The organism is Devosia sp., from assembly GCF_034675085.1.
GTDB lineage: Bacteria > Pseudomonadota > Alphaproteobacteria > Rhizobiales > Devosiaceae > Devosia.
The window spans coordinates 1-16308 of record NZ_JAUCDN010000037.1 but is presented as its reverse complement, the minus strand read 5'-3'; the positions used below and the strand labels follow the sequence as shown (position 1 = coordinate 16308).

Annotated in this window: 14 protein-coding genes and 1 riboswitch; of the genes, 12 read left to right on the top strand and 2 right to left on the bottom strand. The window is 63.8% G+C overall.

Translation table 11 applies throughout. The features are described from left to right. The first annotated feature begins 149 nt into the window (after positions 1-149). The 6 genes from VDP82_RS04290 (at position 150) to VDP82_RS04265 (ending at position 8032) form a co-directional block, all read left to right on the top strand. A complete protein-coding gene (locus VDP82_RS04290; RefSeq protein WP_323013605.1) occupies positions 150-1424 on the top strand; it encodes a sugar ABC transporter substrate-binding protein in 1275 nt (424 codons plus the stop codon). A 69-nt stretch (positions 1425-1493) separates the two neighbouring features. Beyond that, complete coding sequence (locus tag VDP82_RS04285) at positions 1494-2384, top strand: sugar ABC transporter permease (RefSeq protein ID WP_323013604.1); 891 nt, start codon at positions 1494-1496, stop codon at positions 2382-2384. Then, positions 2381-3193: a carbohydrate ABC transporter permease gene (locus VDP82_RS04280; RefSeq protein ID WP_323013603.1), complete on the top strand. Its 813-nt coding sequence runs from the start codon at positions 2381-2383 to the stop codon at positions 3191-3193. The genes VDP82_RS04285 and VDP82_RS04280 overlap by 4 nt, the downstream gene beginning before the upstream one ends. 10 nt (positions 3194-3203) lie before the next feature. Next, positions 3204-4292, top strand: coding sequence for a sn-glycerol-3-phosphate ABC transporter ATP-binding protein UgpC (locus VDP82_RS04275; RefSeq protein WP_323013602.1), 1089 nt, complete (start codon positions 3204-3206; stop codon positions 4290-4292). Between the two features lie 54 nt (positions 4293-4346). Next, complete coding sequence (locus VDP82_RS04270) at positions 4347-6350, top strand: aldo/keto reductase (protein ID WP_323013601.1); 2004 nt, start codon at positions 4347-4349, stop codon at positions 6348-6350. Positions 6351-6829: 479 nt separating this feature from the next. After that, a riboswitch (FMN riboswitch) is annotated at positions 6830-6972 on the top strand. A 94-nt stretch (positions 6973-7066) separates the two neighbouring features. Then, on the top strand, positions 7067-8032 hold the full coding sequence (locus tag VDP82_RS04265) for a DMT family transporter (RefSeq protein WP_323013600.1): 966 nt from the start codon (positions 7067-7069) through the stop codon (positions 8030-8032). A 34-nt stretch (positions 8033-8066) separates the two neighbouring features. Here VDP82_RS04265 and VDP82_RS04260 read toward each other — a convergent pair whose 3' ends face one another. Beyond that, a complete protein-coding gene (locus VDP82_RS04260; RefSeq protein ID WP_323013599.1) occupies positions 8067-9185 on the bottom strand; it encodes a Gfo/Idh/MocA family oxidoreductase in 1119 nt (372 codons plus the stop codon). A gap of 112 nt (positions 9186-9297) precedes the next feature. Here VDP82_RS04260 and VDP82_RS04255 point away from each other — a divergent pair, with 112 nt between their 5' ends. From VDP82_RS04255 to iolB, 6 genes are all read left to right on the top strand, one after another. Further along, on the top strand, positions 9298-10164 hold the full coding sequence (locus VDP82_RS04255; RefSeq protein WP_323013598.1) for a MurR/RpiR family transcriptional regulator: 867 nt from the start codon (positions 9298-9300) through the stop codon (positions 10162-10164). Between the two features lie 123 nt (positions 10165-10287). Next, a complete protein-coding gene (locus VDP82_RS04250; RefSeq protein ID WP_323013597.1) occupies positions 10288-12198 on the top strand; it encodes a bifunctional 5-dehydro-2-deoxygluconokinase/5-dehydro-2-deoxyphosphogluconate aldolase in 1911 nt (636 codons plus the stop codon). Positions 12199-12226: 28 nt separating this feature from the next. Next, positions 12227-14074, top strand: coding sequence for a 3D-(3,5/4)-trihydroxycyclohexane-1,2-dione acylhydrolase (decyclizing) (iolD, locus tag VDP82_RS04245; protein ID WP_323013596.1), 1848 nt, complete (start codon positions 12227-12229; stop codon positions 14072-14074). A gap of 79 nt (positions 14075-14153) precedes the next feature. Continuing rightward, entirely contained in the window at positions 14154-15071 is a 918-nt protein-coding gene (iolE, locus tag VDP82_RS04240) for a myo-inosose-2 dehydratase (protein ID WP_323013595.1), read from the top strand. Between the two features lie 58 nt (positions 15072-15129). Beyond that, positions 15130-15381: a hypothetical protein gene (locus VDP82_RS04235; protein ID WP_323013594.1), complete on the top strand. Its 252-nt coding sequence runs from the start codon at positions 15130-15132 to the stop codon at positions 15379-15381. Beyond that, entirely contained in the window at positions 15326-16126 is an 801-nt protein-coding gene (iolB, locus tag VDP82_RS04230; protein WP_323013593.1) for a 5-deoxy-glucuronate isomerase, read from the top strand. Before VDP82_RS04235 ends, iolB begins: the two co-directional genes overlap by 56 nt. Before the next feature lie 45 nt (positions 16127-16171). On the opposite strand, the gene VDP82_RS04225 is transcribed toward iolB, so the two are convergent. Continuing rightward, a partial coding sequence (locus tag VDP82_RS04225) for a Gfo/Idh/MocA family oxidoreductase (protein ID WP_323013606.1) occupies positions 16172-16308 on the bottom strand: 137 nt, incomplete at its 5' end.

The window sequence follows — 16308 nt, the reverse complement described above, 5'->3', positions numbered from 1 at the left end:
TCCACCCCATTGGTTCCAGGTTCGTAATAGGCCTTTCCGCTCATCTTACTTTCCGCCAACTCCACATGCCCGTTGAGAGGGACGCCGAATGCCAGACGGGTAGCTTAGAAAGGGCTCAAACCAAGAGCAAATGAAAAGGGAGGATTACTATGTCTCGCAATGTCACGCGGTGGACCCGCACGCTCGCCTTCGCCCTTGCCGGCATCAGCATGGCCAGCGTTGCCGCTGCCTCCGCCGCCGAATTGACGGTCTGGTGCTGGGACCCCAATTTCAACATCCCCGCCATGGCCGATGCCGGCGCGCGCTATACCGCGGCGCACCCGGAGACCACCTTCAACATCAACAACGTCACCCAGGACGAAATCAACCAGAAGCTCCAGACCCAGCTTCTCGCCGGCGTTTCCGACGGCCTGCCCGATATCGTCCTGATCCAGGACGACAATATCCAGCGCTTCCTGCAATCGTTCCCCGGCGCCTTCGTGCCGCTCTCCGATTCCATCGACATGTCCAAATTCGCCTCCTACAAGGTGGCGGCCGCGACCTATGACGGCAAATCCTATTCCCTGCCCTTCGATTCCGGCGTGACCGGGCTGTTCTACCGCTCGGACTATCTGGAAGAAGCCGGCTACAAGCCCGAGGACGTGCAGGACATCACCTGGAGCCGGCTGATCGAGATCGGCAAGGACATCCTGGCCAAGACCGGCCATCAGCTCATCGACATGGACTACAATGATGACGGCCAGATCATCATGATGATGCAGTCCACCGGCCAGTGGTATCTCAAGGACGGGAACGAGCCCAACATCATCGACAACCCGGCCCTCAAGACATCACTGGAAACCTTCCAGCAGATGGCCCAGGCCGGCCTCATCAAGCCGGTGTCGGACTGGACCGGCTATACCGGCGCCTTCACCTCGGGCGAAATCGCCATGGTGCCGCAGGGCGTCTGGATCACCGGTACCATCAAGTCGATGCCCGAGCAGGCCGGCAAGTGGCGCGTGGCGCCGCTGCCCAAGCTCGATGGTGTCGATGGGGCGACCCATTATTCCAACAATGGCGGCTCGAGCTGGTATGTGCTGGCCTCTTCCCAGCACCAGGACGAGGCTGTCGACTTCCTCAAGACCGTCTGGGCCGGGGATGTCGATTTCTACCAGGGCATCCTGGTCAACCAGGGCGCCGTCGGCTCGCTCCTGGCCGCGCGTGACGGCGAGGCCTACAAGGCCAGCGACGCCTTCTTCAACGACGAGCCGGTCTGGCAGAACTTCTCGGACTGGCTGGCCCAAGTGCCGGCGGTCGACTACGGCACCTTCACCCCCGAAGCGCGCCTGGCCGTGCGGGCCCAGCTGCCCAATATCGCCAATGGCGGCAATATCGACGACGCCTTGAAGGCGATCGACGCCCAGCTGCGCCAGCAGATGCAGTAACCTCCAGCCTCGGGGCGGGTTTCGGCCCGCCCCGATCCGGTGGAACCGACGCATTTGAACGGAGGGGGCATGGCGCAGACCCGATTGGACCGTAACGAGCAGATCAATGGCTGGGCTTTCGTCATGCCCGCCCTGGTCTTGCTCGGCATCTTCATGATCTACCCCATTCTCTGGTCGCTCTGGATGAGCTTCCAGGTGGGGCGCGGCAATAATTTTTCCTTCGGGGGCCTGGCCAATATCCAGCGGCTGGCCAATGACGCGCTGCTGGTGCAGGCGCTGGGCAACACCTTCTTCTTCTTCATCATCCAGGTGCCGATCATGATCGTGCTGGCGCTGCTGTTCGCAGTGGCGCTCAACGACGCGACCCTGCGCTTCCGCGGCCTGTTCCGCACCATGCTGTTCCTGCCCTGCGTCACCTCGCTGATCGCCTATTCCAGCCTGTTCAAATCGATGTTCTCCAGCGACGGCATCGTCAATCAGGCACTGCTGTCGCTGCATGTCATCAGCGCACCGATTCCCTGGCTGACCGACCCGTTCTGGGCCAAGATCGTCATCATCCTCGCCATCACCTGGCGCTGGACCGGCTACAACATGATCTTCTATCTGGCCGCGCTGCAAAATATCGACAAGTCGATCTACGAGGCCGCGCGCATCGACGGCGTTCCCGCCTGGGCGCGGTTCTGGAATATCACCGTGCCGATGCTCAAGCCGGTGATCCTGTTCACCACCATCCTTTCGACCATCGGCACGCTGCAGCTTTTCGACGAGGTCAACAACATCACCCAGGGTGGCCCCGGCAATGCCACGCTGACCCTGTCGCTCTATATCTACAACCTCACCTTCCGCATGATGCCCAGCTTCGGCTATTCGGCCACCGTTTCCTGGGTCATCGTCGCCATCGTGGCAGTGCTGAGCATCATCCAGTTCATCATAGCCCGCGACCGCAGGAGGCGTTCATGAGCTTGCTGATGCTGCGGCGTGCGGGGGTCTATCTGTTCCTCTCGATCGCCGCCTTCCTGTCGGTCTTTCCCTTCTACTGGATGGCGGTCGGCGCCACCAACAAGTCGACCGAGATCGTCACGGGCCGGATGAGCCCGGGTGATTACCTGTTCACCAATTTCCAGAGCCTGTTGGCCCAGGTCGATCTTCTGCGCATCTTCGGAAACTCGTTTTTCATCGCCATCGTCTCCACCATCCTGACGCTGGCGGTCTCCTCGCTGGCCGGCTACGGCTTCGAGATCTTTCGCTCGCGGGTGCGCGAAAGGATCTTCCAGCTGCTTCTGCTGCTGCTCTCGATCCCGTTCGCCGCGCTGATGGTGCCGCTTTTCGTCATGATCTCGCGGGCGCAGCTCACCAACACCTTCACCGCCGTCATCCTGCCCACCATCGCCTCGATTTTCATCGTCTTCTATTTCCGCCAGGCGACGAAGGCCTTTCCGGGCGAATTGCGCGACGCGGCGCGGGTGGATGGGCTCAAGGAGTGGCAGATTTTCCTTTTCGTCTACCTGCCCACCATGCGTTCCACCTATGCGGCGGCGACGATCATCGTCTTCATGGGCGCCTGGAACAATTATCTCTGGCCGCTGATCGTGCTGCAAACGGCCGATAACAAGACCATCACGCTGGTGATCTCGACGCTGACGGCCGCCTATACACCCGATTACGGCGTCATCCTGCTGACCACCGTGCTCGCAACGCTTCCGACCCTGGTCATCTTCTTCGTCCTGCAACGCCAGTTCGTGCAGGGCATGCTGGGCGCGGTCAAATGAGGGACATGATATGAGCAGCCTCAGCCTCAAAGGCATTCGCAAGTCCTATGGCCATCTCGAGGTCATCAAGGGCGTGGACCTCGACATCCAGTCCAAGGAATTCGTGGTGTTCGTCGGCCCGTCGGGCTGCGGCAAGTCCACCCTGCTGCGCATGATCGCCGGGCTCGAGCACATCACCTCGGGCGATCTGGAAATCGGCGGCACGCGCATGAACGATGTCGAACCCTCCCGGCGCGGCATTGCAATGGTGTTCCAGACCTATGCGCTCTATCCGCATATGACCGTACGCGAGAACATGGGCTTCGCGCTGCGCTTCGCCCGCGTACCCCGGGACGAGATCGCCCGGCAGGTGCAGCAGGCGGCACGCATCCTGGCGCTCGAGCCTCTGCTCGACCGCTACCCCAAGGAGCTTTCGGGCGGCCAGCGCCAGCGCGTCGCCATTGGCCGCGCCATCGTACGCAACCCGGAGGTCTTCCTGTTCGACGAACCGCTGAGCAATCTCGATGCCGAATTGCGCGTGCATATGCGCATCGAGATCGCCCGGCTGCACAAGGAATTGCAGACCACCATCATCTACGTCACCCACGACCAGGTGGAGGCCATGACGCTGGCCGACAAGATCGTGGTGCTGCGCGATGGCGTCATCGAGCAGACCGGCAAGCCGCTGGAGCTCTACGAAGACCCCGCCAACCAGTTCGTCGCCGGTTTCATCGGCTCGCCCAAGATGAATTTCATGGCCGCGGCCGTCACTGCATCCGGTAATGGCAGCGTTACGCTTTCGCTCGCCAACCAGGGCGGGGCCAGCCTTTCCGTGCCGCTCTCAGGCCCGCTGCCCGCGCCGGGCGAAAAACTGGTCCTGGGAGTGCGGCCGGAGCATTTCGGCCCGCCGGGCGCCGGCAGCGTCGATATCGCGCTGGAGATCGACGTGGCCGAGCATCTGGGCTCGATCAGCTATCTTTACGCCAATACGGCCCGCGGCGAGCAATTGGTGATCGAGCGGGACGAAGGAGCCAGGACCGGCGCCGGCGACACGCTCTCGGTCTCCATCGATCCCGCCCATGCCTATCTCTTCGACGGCGCCGGCCAGCGGCTCCGATAGATTCATATCAGCGGCCGCGCCGATATTTGCGGCAGCCAGACAAGGACGACGACCATGACTGAAAAAATCCGCTGGGGCATCATCGGCCCGGGCAGCATCGCCAAGGCTTTTCGCGGCGGGGTGGAAGGCTCGCGGCTGGGCGTTCTGGCCGCTATCGCCACGCGCAACCCGGACCGGCCCGGCCTTGCCGCCGACTTTCCCGGCGTGCGGATCGTGAAGGGCTATGAGGCGTTGCTGGCCGACCCGGAAATCGACGCCGTCTATATCGCCGTGCCCCATACGGGTCATGCCGAATGGGCGATCAAGGCCGCCGAAGCCGGCAAGCCGGTGCTGGTGGAAAAGCCGCTGGCGCTCTCGGCCTTCGAGATCGACGCCGTGCTCCACGCCCACCGCAGGGCCGGCACCTTTGCCGGCGAAGCCTTCATGTATCGTCTGCATCCGCAAACGGCGAAAATCGGCGAGCTGATCCGCTCCGGCGCCATTGGCGAAGTGCGGATGATCCAGTCGAGCTTCGGCTTTTCCATGGGCCGCTTTCAGCCGCAGCATCGGCTTTTCGCCTCCGATCTGGCCGGCGGCGGCATTCTCGATGTCGGCGGTTATCCGGTCTCCATGGCCCGCTATATCGCCGGGCAGGCGCTGGGCCGGCCCTTTGCCGATCCCGTCAAGGTTTCCGGCACCGCCCATCTCAACGCCGAAGGCACCGATGACTGGGCGGCGGCCGTTCTCACCTTCGAGAACGGCATCGTGGCGCAGGTCTCCTGCGCCGTCATGGCCAATCTGGATAATGTGCTGCGCATTCATGGCTCGGAAGGACGCATCGAGGTGCCCGATTTCTGGTTCGCCGGCGGTGACCGCACCCAGGGCCTGGGGCGCATCGACGTCCTCCGCGATGGCAAGACCGAGACAATCAGCGTCGCGGAAACCCGTCATGTCTATTCCTTCGAGGTCGATGCCGCCTCCGAAGCCATCCTGGCCGGGCGGCAGGAACTGGCCGCGCCCGGCATGAGCTGGGCCGACAGCCTGGGCAATGCCCGCGTGCTCGACAAATGGCGCAAGGATGCCGGCATCGTCTTTTCGGTCGAAACCGCCGAAAAGCGGGTCAATACGCTGGCCAATCGCCGGTTGGCCGCCAATTCCGGGACCATTCCCAAGCGCTCCATTCCGGGTCTGGGCAAGCAGGCTTCGGCGGTGGCGCTGGGCTTTGAGGATTTCCGCAGCTTCGCCTCGGGCGCCATCCTGCTCGACGCCTTCTGGGAAAAGGGCGGCAATGTCTTCGACACCGCCTTCGTCTATGGCGCCGGCTACACCGAGACCCTGTTTGGCGAGTGGCATCGCAATCGCGGCACCCGCGAGGGTTCCGTGCTGATCGGCAAGGGCGCCCATTCCCCGCTCTGCTATCCCGATGTCATCGGCAAGCAGCTCACCCAATCGCTGGACCGGCTCCAGACCGATTATGTCGACGTCTATTTCATGCACCGCGACAATCTCGAGGTGCCGGTGGGCGAGTTCGTCGACGCCATGGATGCCGAGGTCAAGGCCGGCCGCATTCGCGGGCCCTTTGGCGGCTCGAACTGGACGCAGGAGCGGTTCGACGAGGCCATCGCCTATGCCGAGCGCACCGGCAAGACCAGGCCGATGGCCCTGTCGAACAATTTCGCCCTGGCGGAAATGCTCGACCCCATCTGGGATGGCTGCGTCACCGCTTCGACGCCTGGCTTCAAGCAATGGCTCACCGACCGCCAGGTCACCAATTTCTCCTGGTCCAGCCAGGCGCGCGGCTTCTTCACCGACCGGGCCGGGCGCGACAAGACCGACAATGAGGAACTGGTGCGCGTCTGGTACAACGAGCAGAATTTCGGCCGCCGCGACCGCGCGGTGGAACTGGCCGAAAAGCTCGGCAAGTCGCCCATCCATGTGGCGCTGGCCTATGTGCTGGCCCAGCCCTTCCCTTCGGTTCCCCTGATCGGCCCGAGGACCCTGGCCGAACTCGACGACAGCCTCAAGGCCTTCGATATCCAGCTTACCCCCGACCAGGTGAAGTGGCTGGAAAACGGCTGACCCAAAGCTCGTTCCTCCCCGAGCCCAATGCCCCGGAGCAATCCGGGGCTTTTTTTTCATTGGCAGGTCACTCCAACCACCGGTCCTGACAGAGTGCCGTTCCCACCATCCCAGCAAACTTATCCCCACTCCCTATTTCCCATGGCATTCTTCCCCCATCGCCCGTGCCAGAGCGCGATCATGACGAGTGATGAGCACGGGGATAGCCAGGGCTGGGAGGTCGCTCCCGGTGCGCGGGGGAAATGTGTGCTGCCAGGGTCGAGAGGACCCGCCATGCCCGACCCGTGAAAAATCCCGGCATGGTGGCGAGATTTCTGTCTCAATACTAAAAAATCAATATCGGGACAGACGTCTCGCCACCATCGCTCGATATAACCGCACCAGGGGCGGCGCTTCGGCGCGCCCATGGTTACAACTTTGTGTCCCCTTGCCCCACCGTTTCCCCTGCCCTATCTTTGCGCCGTGGATCAAAAGGTCCGCATTGTTCTCAGGGCGGGGTGCGATTCCCCACCGGCGGTAAAGGCAGCGATGCCAAGCCCGCGAGCGCCCGGCGAAAGTCGGGGTCAGCAGATCCGGTGTAACTCCGGAGCCGACGGTATAGTCCGGATGAAAGAGAACGGGATAAAGGCTGGCTGGCCGGCGCACGCATGTCATGCGGGCGGCTGGGCGTCCATCTTCCCGTAACCCTGAGGAAACTGGTTACGGAAAGGACGATGATGAGCCAGATTTCCTCTACACAAAATGCTCCGGTGCTCGGGGCGCTGTTCATGCTCGGCGCGGGGATCACCTTCGCCGTCACCAATCTTCTCACCCCCACCATCACCTATGGCATGGGTGTGCCCTCCACCGCCGTGGTGTTCTGGCAATATGTCATCGCGACGCTCTTTGCCTTGCCGCTGATTTTCCGCATCGGGCTGGGCGCGTTGCGGACGCGTCATCCCCTCTGGCATGAGGCGCGCGCCTTTCTTTCGGCGCTGGGCGTGCAGTTTTTCGCCTTCGGCTTTGCCAGTGGCGTACCAGTCTGGCAGATGGTCGCGCTCTCGATGACGGGCCCCTTCTTCATCCTGGCCGGCGCCACGCTGTTTCTGGGCGAAAGACCCGGCGCGCAGCGCGTCGGGGCGACCATTGTCGGCTTTGCCGGCGCGCTGATGGTGGCCCAATTGGGCACCGAGCAATTCACCCTGGCCTCGCTGCTGCCGGTGCTGGCGGCCGCCTGCTGGGGCACGGTTTCGGTCATCACCAAATATCTCAGCCGCGACGAGGCCCCCGAGTCGCTCACGCTCTACATGCTGGTGCTGATCACGCCCAACCACTTCCTGATCGGGCTGGTGCTGGGCATTGCCGTGGCTGTGCTGCCGGCCGGCGTGCTGCCGGCGAGCCTGGCGACCGGCTTCGATTTCGTGCTGCCGGGCGGGGACGCGCTTTGGCTGATCCTGCTGCTGGGGGCGATCACCGCCGCGGCGCAATATTTCATCAGCCTTGCCTACAAGGCGGCCGACGCCACCTATCTGCAACCCTTCGATGATCTCAAGCTCCCGCTCAACACGCTGCTGGGCTGGGTGGTGCTGGCGCAGGTGCCGGCCATCTGGTTCTGGCCCGGCGCGCTGCTGATCCTGCTCGCTTCCAGCTATATCCTCTGGTCCGAAACCGACCGGGGAAAGACCCGCCCGCTGGCGGCCTGAAGAACCGGGATGTCGCGGCCCCGCCGCGGCATCCTCACACCGCCACCCAGCGCTCTTCGTGATGGCTGCGGGCCATGGCGTGCACCGTCCGCTCGATGCCGAGCCCGGTGGCAAAATCGATCACCCGCGCATCCTGCGCCCCGCCAATGGCGCGCAGCAATTCGTGGCATTCGATGGTCTTGAGTTCGTTGAAGCCCAGCCCGTGGCCGGGCGCGGGAATGAAGCGGTCATAAGGGGCATGCTGCGGGCCGGCCAATATGGTGCGGAAACCCTGCGTCGACGCCGCCTCACCGGCGAGATAAAGCTGAAGCTCGTTGAAGCGCTCCTGGTCGAAGACGATGCTTCCCCTGCTGCCGAAGATTTGCAGGGCGATGCGTCCCTTGCGGCCCCACGCCGAGCGGCTGAGCGCCATGACGCCATTTATGCCCGCGCCCATTTCGAACAATATACTGGCCACGTCGAAGGTCTCGACTTCCCGCCGCGTGCCCTCGCGTGTCGGCCGGTCGGCATAGGGTTTGGAAAGCTGTGCCATCACCCGGGTCACCGGGCCGAACAGCACCTGCACCAGGCTGAGGGGATGCACACCGAAATCGTCCAAGGCGCCATAGCCGGAACTGGCCTCGCTCTTCCAGTAGAACAGCGCCTCGGGATCGGCCATGAAATCCTCGTCCATTTCGAGACGCACATGATTGACCTGCCCGATGGCGTCTTCCGCCAGCAGGGTTCCGATCTGACGGATCAGCGGGTTCTGGATGTAGTTATAGCCCAGAATGGCCACGCGGCCGGACGCCTTCGCCGCCACCGCCATGCGCTCGGCATCGGCCAGCGCCACCGCCATGGGCTTTTCGCACCACACATGCTTGCCCGCTTCCAGCGCAGCGATGGCCATTTCGGCATGGAAGGCGTTGGGCGTGGTTATCGAAACCACATCCACGGCCGGGTCCGCGATCACCTCCCGCCAATCGCCCGTGGCGCGGGCAAAGCCGAATTCATCAGCCTTGCGGGCAGCAAGATCGGCATTGACCTCGGCCAGATGCGCCAATACCGGCCGGGGCCCCTCGCCAAACACCGCCCTGACGCCGCCCCAGGCCAGGGCATGGCATTTGCCCATATAGCCCGTGCCGATCAGTCCCACTCCGATTGTCGCTGCCATCGCATCCTCCCCTGCCAGCCCTGCCGGTTATTCCATTTACAGAATGAACTTTCCAGTAGCACTTGCGCGATACACAAGGGTGCAAAAGAATGGACGCAGGAGGAATGCCGCCATGTCCGAGACCAGTGAGAGGCCTCAGCCGCCGCAGGATTTCGACGCCCTTCGCGCCACCATTCTGGAACGCCGGAGCGAATTGCCCAAGCGACTGACACAGGTGGCCGCCTATGCGCTCGACCACCCCGACGATATCGCCTTCGGCACCGCCGCGAGCATCGCTCTCTCGGCCGATGTGCAGCCCTCCACGCTGGTGCGCTTTGCCCAGCATTTTGGCTTTGACGGGTTTTCGGGGCTGCAATTGCTGTTCCGCGCGCGGTTGCGCGAGCGCACCTCCACCTATGAGGAGCGTTTGCGCGCACTTGAGCAGAACAGCACGGCGCTGGCTGAAAGCACCATGATTTTCAATGGCTTCATCGCCGCCGCCCACCGCTCCATCGATGCCATAGGTGCAGCGGTGGACCCCGAAGGCTTCGAGCGCGCCGTTTCCCTTCTGGCGCAGGCCGACACTATCTATCTGCTCGCCAAGCGCCGGTCCTACCCCATCAGCAGCTACATGGCCTATGCCTTCGGCAAGCTGAAAGTGCGCTGCCAGTTGGTGGGCACCGCCGCCGGCATAGACGATGACCTGCTGGCCATGGCGGGGCCGCGCGATGCCGCCTTCGCCATAAGTTTTGCCCCCTACGCCTCGGAAAGCGCGGCGCAGGCGCGCACCCTGGCAGGGCGGGGCGTGCCGGTGGTGTCGCTCACCGATTCTGCCTTTTCCCCGCTGGCGGAGTGCTCGCGCGAATGGTTCGAGGTGGTCGAGGCCGATCACGCCGGCTTCCGCTCGCTTTCGGCCAGCATGGCCTTTGCCATGGCGCTCACCGTCTCCATCGCCGAAAAGCGCCGCCGCGCGCAGGACGAAGTGTCGCAAGCCGGTTGATTTCGTTTCTGGAACACATGTTCCATATTGACGGAATTTCAGAACCCATGTTTCATGTTCCCGGGTTGCCTCAGGGGCGGCCGAGGCATTCATGACTAATTCTGACTTGGGAGCATGCGCGTGATGGATCAGGGATCGAAGCGGCTTGACGTGATCACCATCGGCCGCGCCTCCGTTGACCTTTACGGCCAACAGATCGGCACACGTCTTGAGGATGTCGGCAGCTTCGCCAAATCGGTGGGCGGCTGCCCCACCAATATCGCGGTGGGCACGTCGCGCCTGGGGCTCAAATCGGCCCTGGTCACCCGCGTCGGCAACGAGCAGATGGGGCGCTTCATTCGCGAGCAGCTCGAGCGCGAAGGCGTCGAGACAGCCGGCATCGTCACCGACCCCGAGCGCCTGACCGCATTGGTGCTGCTGGCGGTGGAAAACGACAATTCCTTCCCGCTGATCTTCTATCGCGACAATTGCGCCGACAACGCGCTGAGCGAAGACGATATCGACGAAGATTTCATTCGCACCGCCCGCGCCGTGCTGGTGACGGGCACGCATTTTTCCAAGCCCCACACCGACGCCGCCCAGCGCAAGGCCATGCGCATCGCCAAGGCCAATGGCGCCAGGATCGTGCTCGATATCGATTATCGCCCCAATCTCTGGGGCCTTGCCGGCCATGACGCCGGCGACAGCCGCTACATCGCTTCCGACCGCGTCTCGGCCCATATGAAGACCGTTCTGGCCGATTGCGATCTCATTGTCGGCACCGAGGAAGAGGTTCTCATCGCCTCGGGTGAATCCGACCTGCTCTCCGCGCTGAGGACGATCCGGTCGCTATCCTCCGGCACCATCGTTCTCAAGCGCGGGCCCATGGGCTGCATCGTCTATGACGGTGCGATTTCCGATAACCTCGAAGACGGCATTGTCGGCCAGGGCTTTCCCATCGAGGTCTATAACGTGCTGGGGGCGGGCGACGCCTTCATGAGCGGCTTCCTGCGCGGCTGGCTGCGCGGCGAGCCCCACGCCACCAGCGCCACATGGGCCAATGCCTGCGGGGCCTTTGCCGTGTCGCGCCTGCTCTGCGCGCCCGAAATCCCCACCTGGGTGGAGCTGCAATATTTCCTCACTCATGGCAGCCCCGAGCGAGCGCTGCGCAAGGATGCCGACATCAACCACGTGCATTGGGCCACGACGCGCCGGCGCGATATTCCCAATCTGATGGCGCTGGCGGTGGATCACCGCAGCCAGTTCGAGGACATGGCCGGGGGCGATGCACAAAAGCTCGCCCGCATCCCGGCCTTCAAGGCGCTGGCCGTGCAGGCGGCGGCCCGCGTCGCCAATGGCCGCGATGGTTTTGGCATGCTGCTCGACGACAAATATGGGCGCGACGCCCTCTATGCCGCCGGGGCCATCCGCAATTTCTGGATCGGCAAGCCGATCGAGCTGCCCGGCTCACGCCCGTTGCAATTCGAATTCTCCCAGGATCTGGGTTCGCGCCTCGTCGATTGGCCAGTCGATCACTGCATCAAGGTGCTGAGCTTCTTCCACCCCGACGATCCCGCCGATTTGCGCGAGCAGCAGATCGGCAAGCTGCGCGCCGCTTTCGACGCCGCCCGCAAGATCGGCCGCGAACTGCTTGTCGAAATCATCGCCGGCAAGAACGGCCCGCTTCACGATGACACGGTGGCGCGGGCGCTGACGGAGATTTACGATGCCGGCATCAAGCCGGACTGGTGGAAGCTCGAGCCCCAGCCCAACGCCGCCGCCTGGGCCCGGACCGATGCGGTGATCGAGGCGCGCGATCCCCTGTGCCGGGGCGTGGTGCTTCTGGGGCTCGAAGCGCCTCAGGCCGAACTGGAAGCCGGCTTTGCCGCCGCGCGCTCCGCCCGCACGGTCAAGGGCTTCGCGGTGGGCCGCACCATCTTTGCCGACGCGGCGCGGGCCTGGCTCGATGGCCGCATTGGCGACGAGGAGGCCGTGGCCGACATGGCGTCGCGCTTTGGGGCGCTGGTGACGATTTGGGAAGGGCTTGGCGCCTGAGAGCGCCGCCGGATTTGAGGATAGGGCAATGAGCCAGAAGACTGTTCGACTAACCATGGCCCAGGCCGTTGCGCGCTTCCTGACCGCGCAGAAAACGGTGATCGATGGCGAGACCCTGCCGATTTTTGGCGGGGTCTGGGCTATTTTCGGCCATGGCAACGTGGCCGGGCTGGGCGAGGCGCTGCACGGCGTCAAGGACGAGTTGCCCACCTATCGCGGCCAGAACGAGCAGGGCATGGCCCATGCTGCCATCGCCTATGCCAAGGCCAGCGCCCGCCGGCGCTTCATGGCCTGCACCACCTCCATTGGGCCGGGCGCGCTCAACATGGTCACCGCCGCCGCGCTGGCCCATGTCAACCGCATCCCGGTGCTGCTGCTGCCGGGCGATGTCTTTGCCAACCGCCTGCCCGATCCGGTGCTCCAGCAAGTCGAGGATTTCGGCGACGGCACCGTTTCGGCCAATGACTGCTTCCGGCCGGTCAGCCGCTATTATGACCGCATCACCCGCCCCGAGCAGATCATCCCGGCGCTGCGCCGAGCCATGCAGGTTCTGACCGATCCGGCCGAATGCGGCCCGGTGACGCTCAGCCTCTGCCAGGACGTGCAGGCGGAAGCCTATGACTATCCCGAGAGCTTCTTCGCCGAGAAAGTCTGGACGCCGCGCCGCATCATGCCCGATGCCGAGGAATTTGCCGTGGCCGCCGCAGCGCTGCGCACCGCGAAAAAGCCTGTCATCATCGCCGGCGGCGGCGTGCTTTATTCCGAGGCCAGCGAGAGCCTGGCCGCCTTTGCCGAGGCCCATGGCATTCCGGTGATGGAGACCCAGGCCGGCAAGAGCGCCCTGCCCCATATCCATGCGCTCAACATGGGTAGCGTCGGGGTTACCGGAACCTCCGCGTCCAACATGCTGGCCGAAGAGGCCGATCTGGTGCTGGCTGTCGGCTCGCGCCTTCAGGATTTCACCACCGGCTCCTGGGCGCTGTTCCAGAATGAAAACCTGCGCCTGGTCGGGCTCAATGTGCAGCCCTTCGACGCCCACAAGCACAATGCCCTCCCTCTGGTGGCCGATGCACGGGCAGGCCTTGAAGCGCTCGATGCGGCGCTGATGGGTTGGCAGGTTGATTCCGCCTGGACCGACAAGGCCTTGAAAGCCAAGGAAGATTGGCTCAAGGATGCCGATGCCGCCCGCGCCGCCAGCAATGTCGAATTGCCGTCCGACGCGCAGGTTATCGGCGCCGTGCAGCGGGGCCGCGCCAGGGCGACGCTGGTTTGCGCCTCCGGCGGCCTGCCGGGTGAATTGCACAAGCTCTGGCGTGCCGATGGGCCGGGCAGCTATCATCTGGACTATGGTTTTTCCACCATGGGCTACGAGATTGCCGGTGGCCTTGGGGTTGCCCTGGCGCGCCCCGAGGACGACGTCGTCGTCATGGTGGGCGATGGCAGCTATCTGATGATGAATTCGGAAATCGTCAGCGCCGCCATGCTGGGGATCAGGCTCACCATCGTGCTGCTCGACAATTCCGGCTTCGGTTGCATCAACCGGCTGCAAATGGCGACCGGCGGCGCCAATTTCAACAATCTGTTCCGCGACACCAAACACGTCACTCTGCCCAATGTCGATTTTGCCGCCCACGCCGCCGCCATGGGCGCGTCGGCCCGCAAGGTCGCCTCCCTGAGCGAGCTCGAAGCCGGGCTGCGCGAGACCGAGGGGCGGAGCGGAGTGACGGTCTTCGTCATCGACACGGACCCCCTCATCACCACCGAGGCCGGCGGGCATTGGTGGGACGTGGCGGTGCCAGAGGTCAGCGAGCGCCCGCAGGTCAATGCGGCGCGGGAGGCTTACGTCAAGGCGCTCAGGGCGCAGCGGGCGGGTTAGACAATCACCGGATTATCCCTCTCCCCTTGCGGGAAAGGGATCAGCGATATAGCGGCGCCTCAGGCGCGGGAGAAAACGAATGAAGGCCAAACTCGGCATGTCGCCCATCGCCTGGTGGAACGACGATCTGGTGGAACTGAGCGACGACGTCTCGCTGGAGGAATGCCTGCGCCAGTCGCGTTCGGCCGGCTTCACCGGCATGGAAAAGGGCCGCCGCTTTCCCGATGACCCGGCGGTCATGCTGCCCATCCTCAAGGCCGCCGACGTGACGCTATGCGGCGGCTGGTTTTCGGGCACGCTGGTCGATGAGGAACTGGCGGCCAACAAGGACCGCATCGCGCCGATGATCGAGCTGTTCAAGGCGGTCGACGCGCCCTGCATCGTCTATGGCGAAGTCGGCCGCTCCATCCAGGGCAAGCGTGAGATTCCGCTGACGCGCAAGCCCAGGCTTGCTGACGATGAGATGAAGGTCTATGCGCGCCGCGTCACCGAATTCGGCGAATGGTGCGCCGATCAGGGCATGCCGCTCTCCTATCATCATCACATGGCCGCCGTGGTGGAAACCGAACCGGAGCTGGACGCCTTCATGCGCCATTCCGGCGCCGGCATTCCGTTGCTGCTCGATGCCGGCCATCTCGCCTTTGCCGGTGGGGACGTGCTGCGCGCCATCGACAATCACCACGCCCGCATCAATCATGTCCACGTCAAGGATATCCGCCGCGAAGTCGTCGATGGGCTCGACCGGAACCGCCAGAGCTTTCTCGACGCGGTGGCGCTGGGTGCCTTCACCGTGCCGGGCGATGGTTCGCTCGATTTCGGCGCCATCGTGCAGCGGCTGGCCGATCATGGCTATGAGGGCTGGTTCGTGGTCGAGGCCGAGCAGGATCCGGTCAAGAACCCGCCGCTGAGAATGGCGCAGGTCGGCCACAAGGAACTCATGCGCGTGATGAGCGCCGTCGGCTACACGGTGGAAACGCAGGGCTTTCCGCAGGGGTGAAGTCTTGCCGCGTGCCGTGCTAGACCTGTGACGGCAGTTTTGAAGGCAGGGAAAACGCATGGCGCTCAAGCAAAACGACCTCAACTGGTTCCGCCCGCTCTGGCGGCGCGTTGCCGTGGTGGTGTTTCTGTCCATATGGCTTGGCTGGGAAGTGTTCTTCACCGGCGAGCAATTGTGGATGATCCTGGTGGGCGCGGCGCTGGCCTATGCCCTCTATAATTTCTTCTACGCCTTTCCCAAGGAGCAGCCGACCAATGAGCCAATCCAACCTCCGAATCCGCCCGAAGGGAACGACGGGCAAGGTTCATGATGTCACGCCGGCCAGTGCCGGCTGGGCGCATGTCGGTTTTGCCCTTCACAAGCTGGCGCCCGGCGATCAGGCCGGCGGAAATGCGGGCGCAGAGGAACTATGCCTCGTGCTTGTCGGCGGCAAGGGCCGCTTCAGCGTCGACGGCGAGGATTTCGGCGAGTTAGGCGAGCGCGCCACCCCCTTCGAGGGCGCCCCATGGGCGCTCTACGTTCCCAAGGGCAGCGCCTGGAGCGTCGAGGCCACGACACCGCTGGAACTGGCGGTCTGTTCTGCGCCGGGCGGCGGCAATTACAGCGCCAAGGTGATCCCGCCGGGCGTCCATCCTCGCATCACCCGCGGCAAGGGCGCCAATGTGCGCCATGTCTACAATATCATGCCCGAGGATGACGGCTCGGCCCATTCGCTGCTGGTGGTGGAAGTCATCACCCAGCAGGGCAACACCTCGTCCTATCCGCCGCACAAGCACGACCAGGACAATCTGCCCCAGGAGAGCCAGCTGGAAGAGACCTATTTCCACCGCCTCAATCCGCCGCAGGGCTTTGCCATGCAGCGCGTCTATACCGACGACCGGAGTCTGGACGAAGCGCTGGTAATCGAGGATGGCGACGTGACCCTTGTGCCGCGCGGCTATCATCCGGTCGCCACCACGGCGGGGTATGACCTCTATTATCTCAACGTCATGGCCGGGCCGAGGCGAGTGTGGAAATTCTACAATGCCCCCGAGCATGAGTGGCTGTTGAAGTAAAAAAGGGCGCCCTACGGCGCCCTTCTTGCCAAGGCCAGACCGCTATCAGCCGAGGATTTCACTCAGCTTCACCGCCCTGCCCTCCTTGACCGATTTCAGCGCCGCGTCGGCCATGGCCAGCGCGATCAGGCCGTCCCTGCCGCTGGGCAAAGCCGGAGATTTCGATTCAACCGCATCGATGA

Excerpts from the sequence above, each read along its gene's own strand:
- VDP82_RS04290 (WP_323013605.1), top strand. The coding sequence starts at position 150 with ATGTCTCGCAATGTCACGCGGTGGACCCGCACGCTCGCCTTCGCCCTT.
- VDP82_RS04285 (WP_323013604.1), top strand. The coding sequence starts at position 1,494 with ATGGCGCAGACCCGATTGGACCGTAACGAGCAGATCAATGGCTGGGCT.
- VDP82_RS04280 (WP_323013603.1), top strand. The coding sequence starts at position 2,381 with ATGAGCTTGCTGATGCTGCGGCGTGCGGGGGTCTATCTGTTCCTCTCG.
- VDP82_RS04275 (WP_323013602.1), top strand. The coding sequence starts at position 3,204 with ATGAGCAGCCTCAGCCTCAAAGGCATTCGCAAGTCCTATGGCCATCTC.
- VDP82_RS04270 (WP_323013601.1), top strand. The coding sequence starts at position 4,347 with ATGACTGAAAAAATCCGCTGGGGCATCATCGGCCCGGGCAGCATCGCC.
- VDP82_RS04265 (WP_323013600.1), top strand. The coding sequence starts at position 7,067 with ATGAGCCAGATTTCCTCTACACAAAATGCTCCGGTGCTCGGGGCGCTG.
- VDP82_RS04260 (WP_323013599.1), bottom strand. The coding sequence starts at position 9,185 with ATGGCAGCGACAATCGGAGTGGGACTGATCGGCACGGGCTATATGGGC.
- VDP82_RS04255 (WP_323013598.1), top strand. The coding sequence starts at position 9,298 with ATGTCCGAGACCAGTGAGAGGCCTCAGCCGCCGCAGGATTTCGACGCC.
- VDP82_RS04250 (WP_323013597.1), top strand. The coding sequence starts at position 10,288 with ATGGATCAGGGATCGAAGCGGCTTGACGTGATCACCATCGGCCGCGCC.
- iolD (WP_323013596.1), top strand. The coding sequence starts at position 12,227 with ATGAGCCAGAAGACTGTTCGACTAACCATGGCCCAGGCCGTTGCGCGC.
- iolE (WP_323013595.1), top strand. The coding sequence starts at position 14,154 with ATGAAGGCCAAACTCGGCATGTCGCCCATCGCCTGGTGGAACGACGAT.
- VDP82_RS04235 (WP_323013594.1), top strand. The coding sequence starts at position 15,130 with ATGGCGCTCAAGCAAAACGACCTCAACTGGTTCCGCCCGCTCTGGCGG.
- iolB (WP_323013593.1), top strand. The coding sequence starts at position 15,326 with ATGAGCCAATCCAACCTCCGAATCCGCCCGAAGGGAACGACGGGCAAG.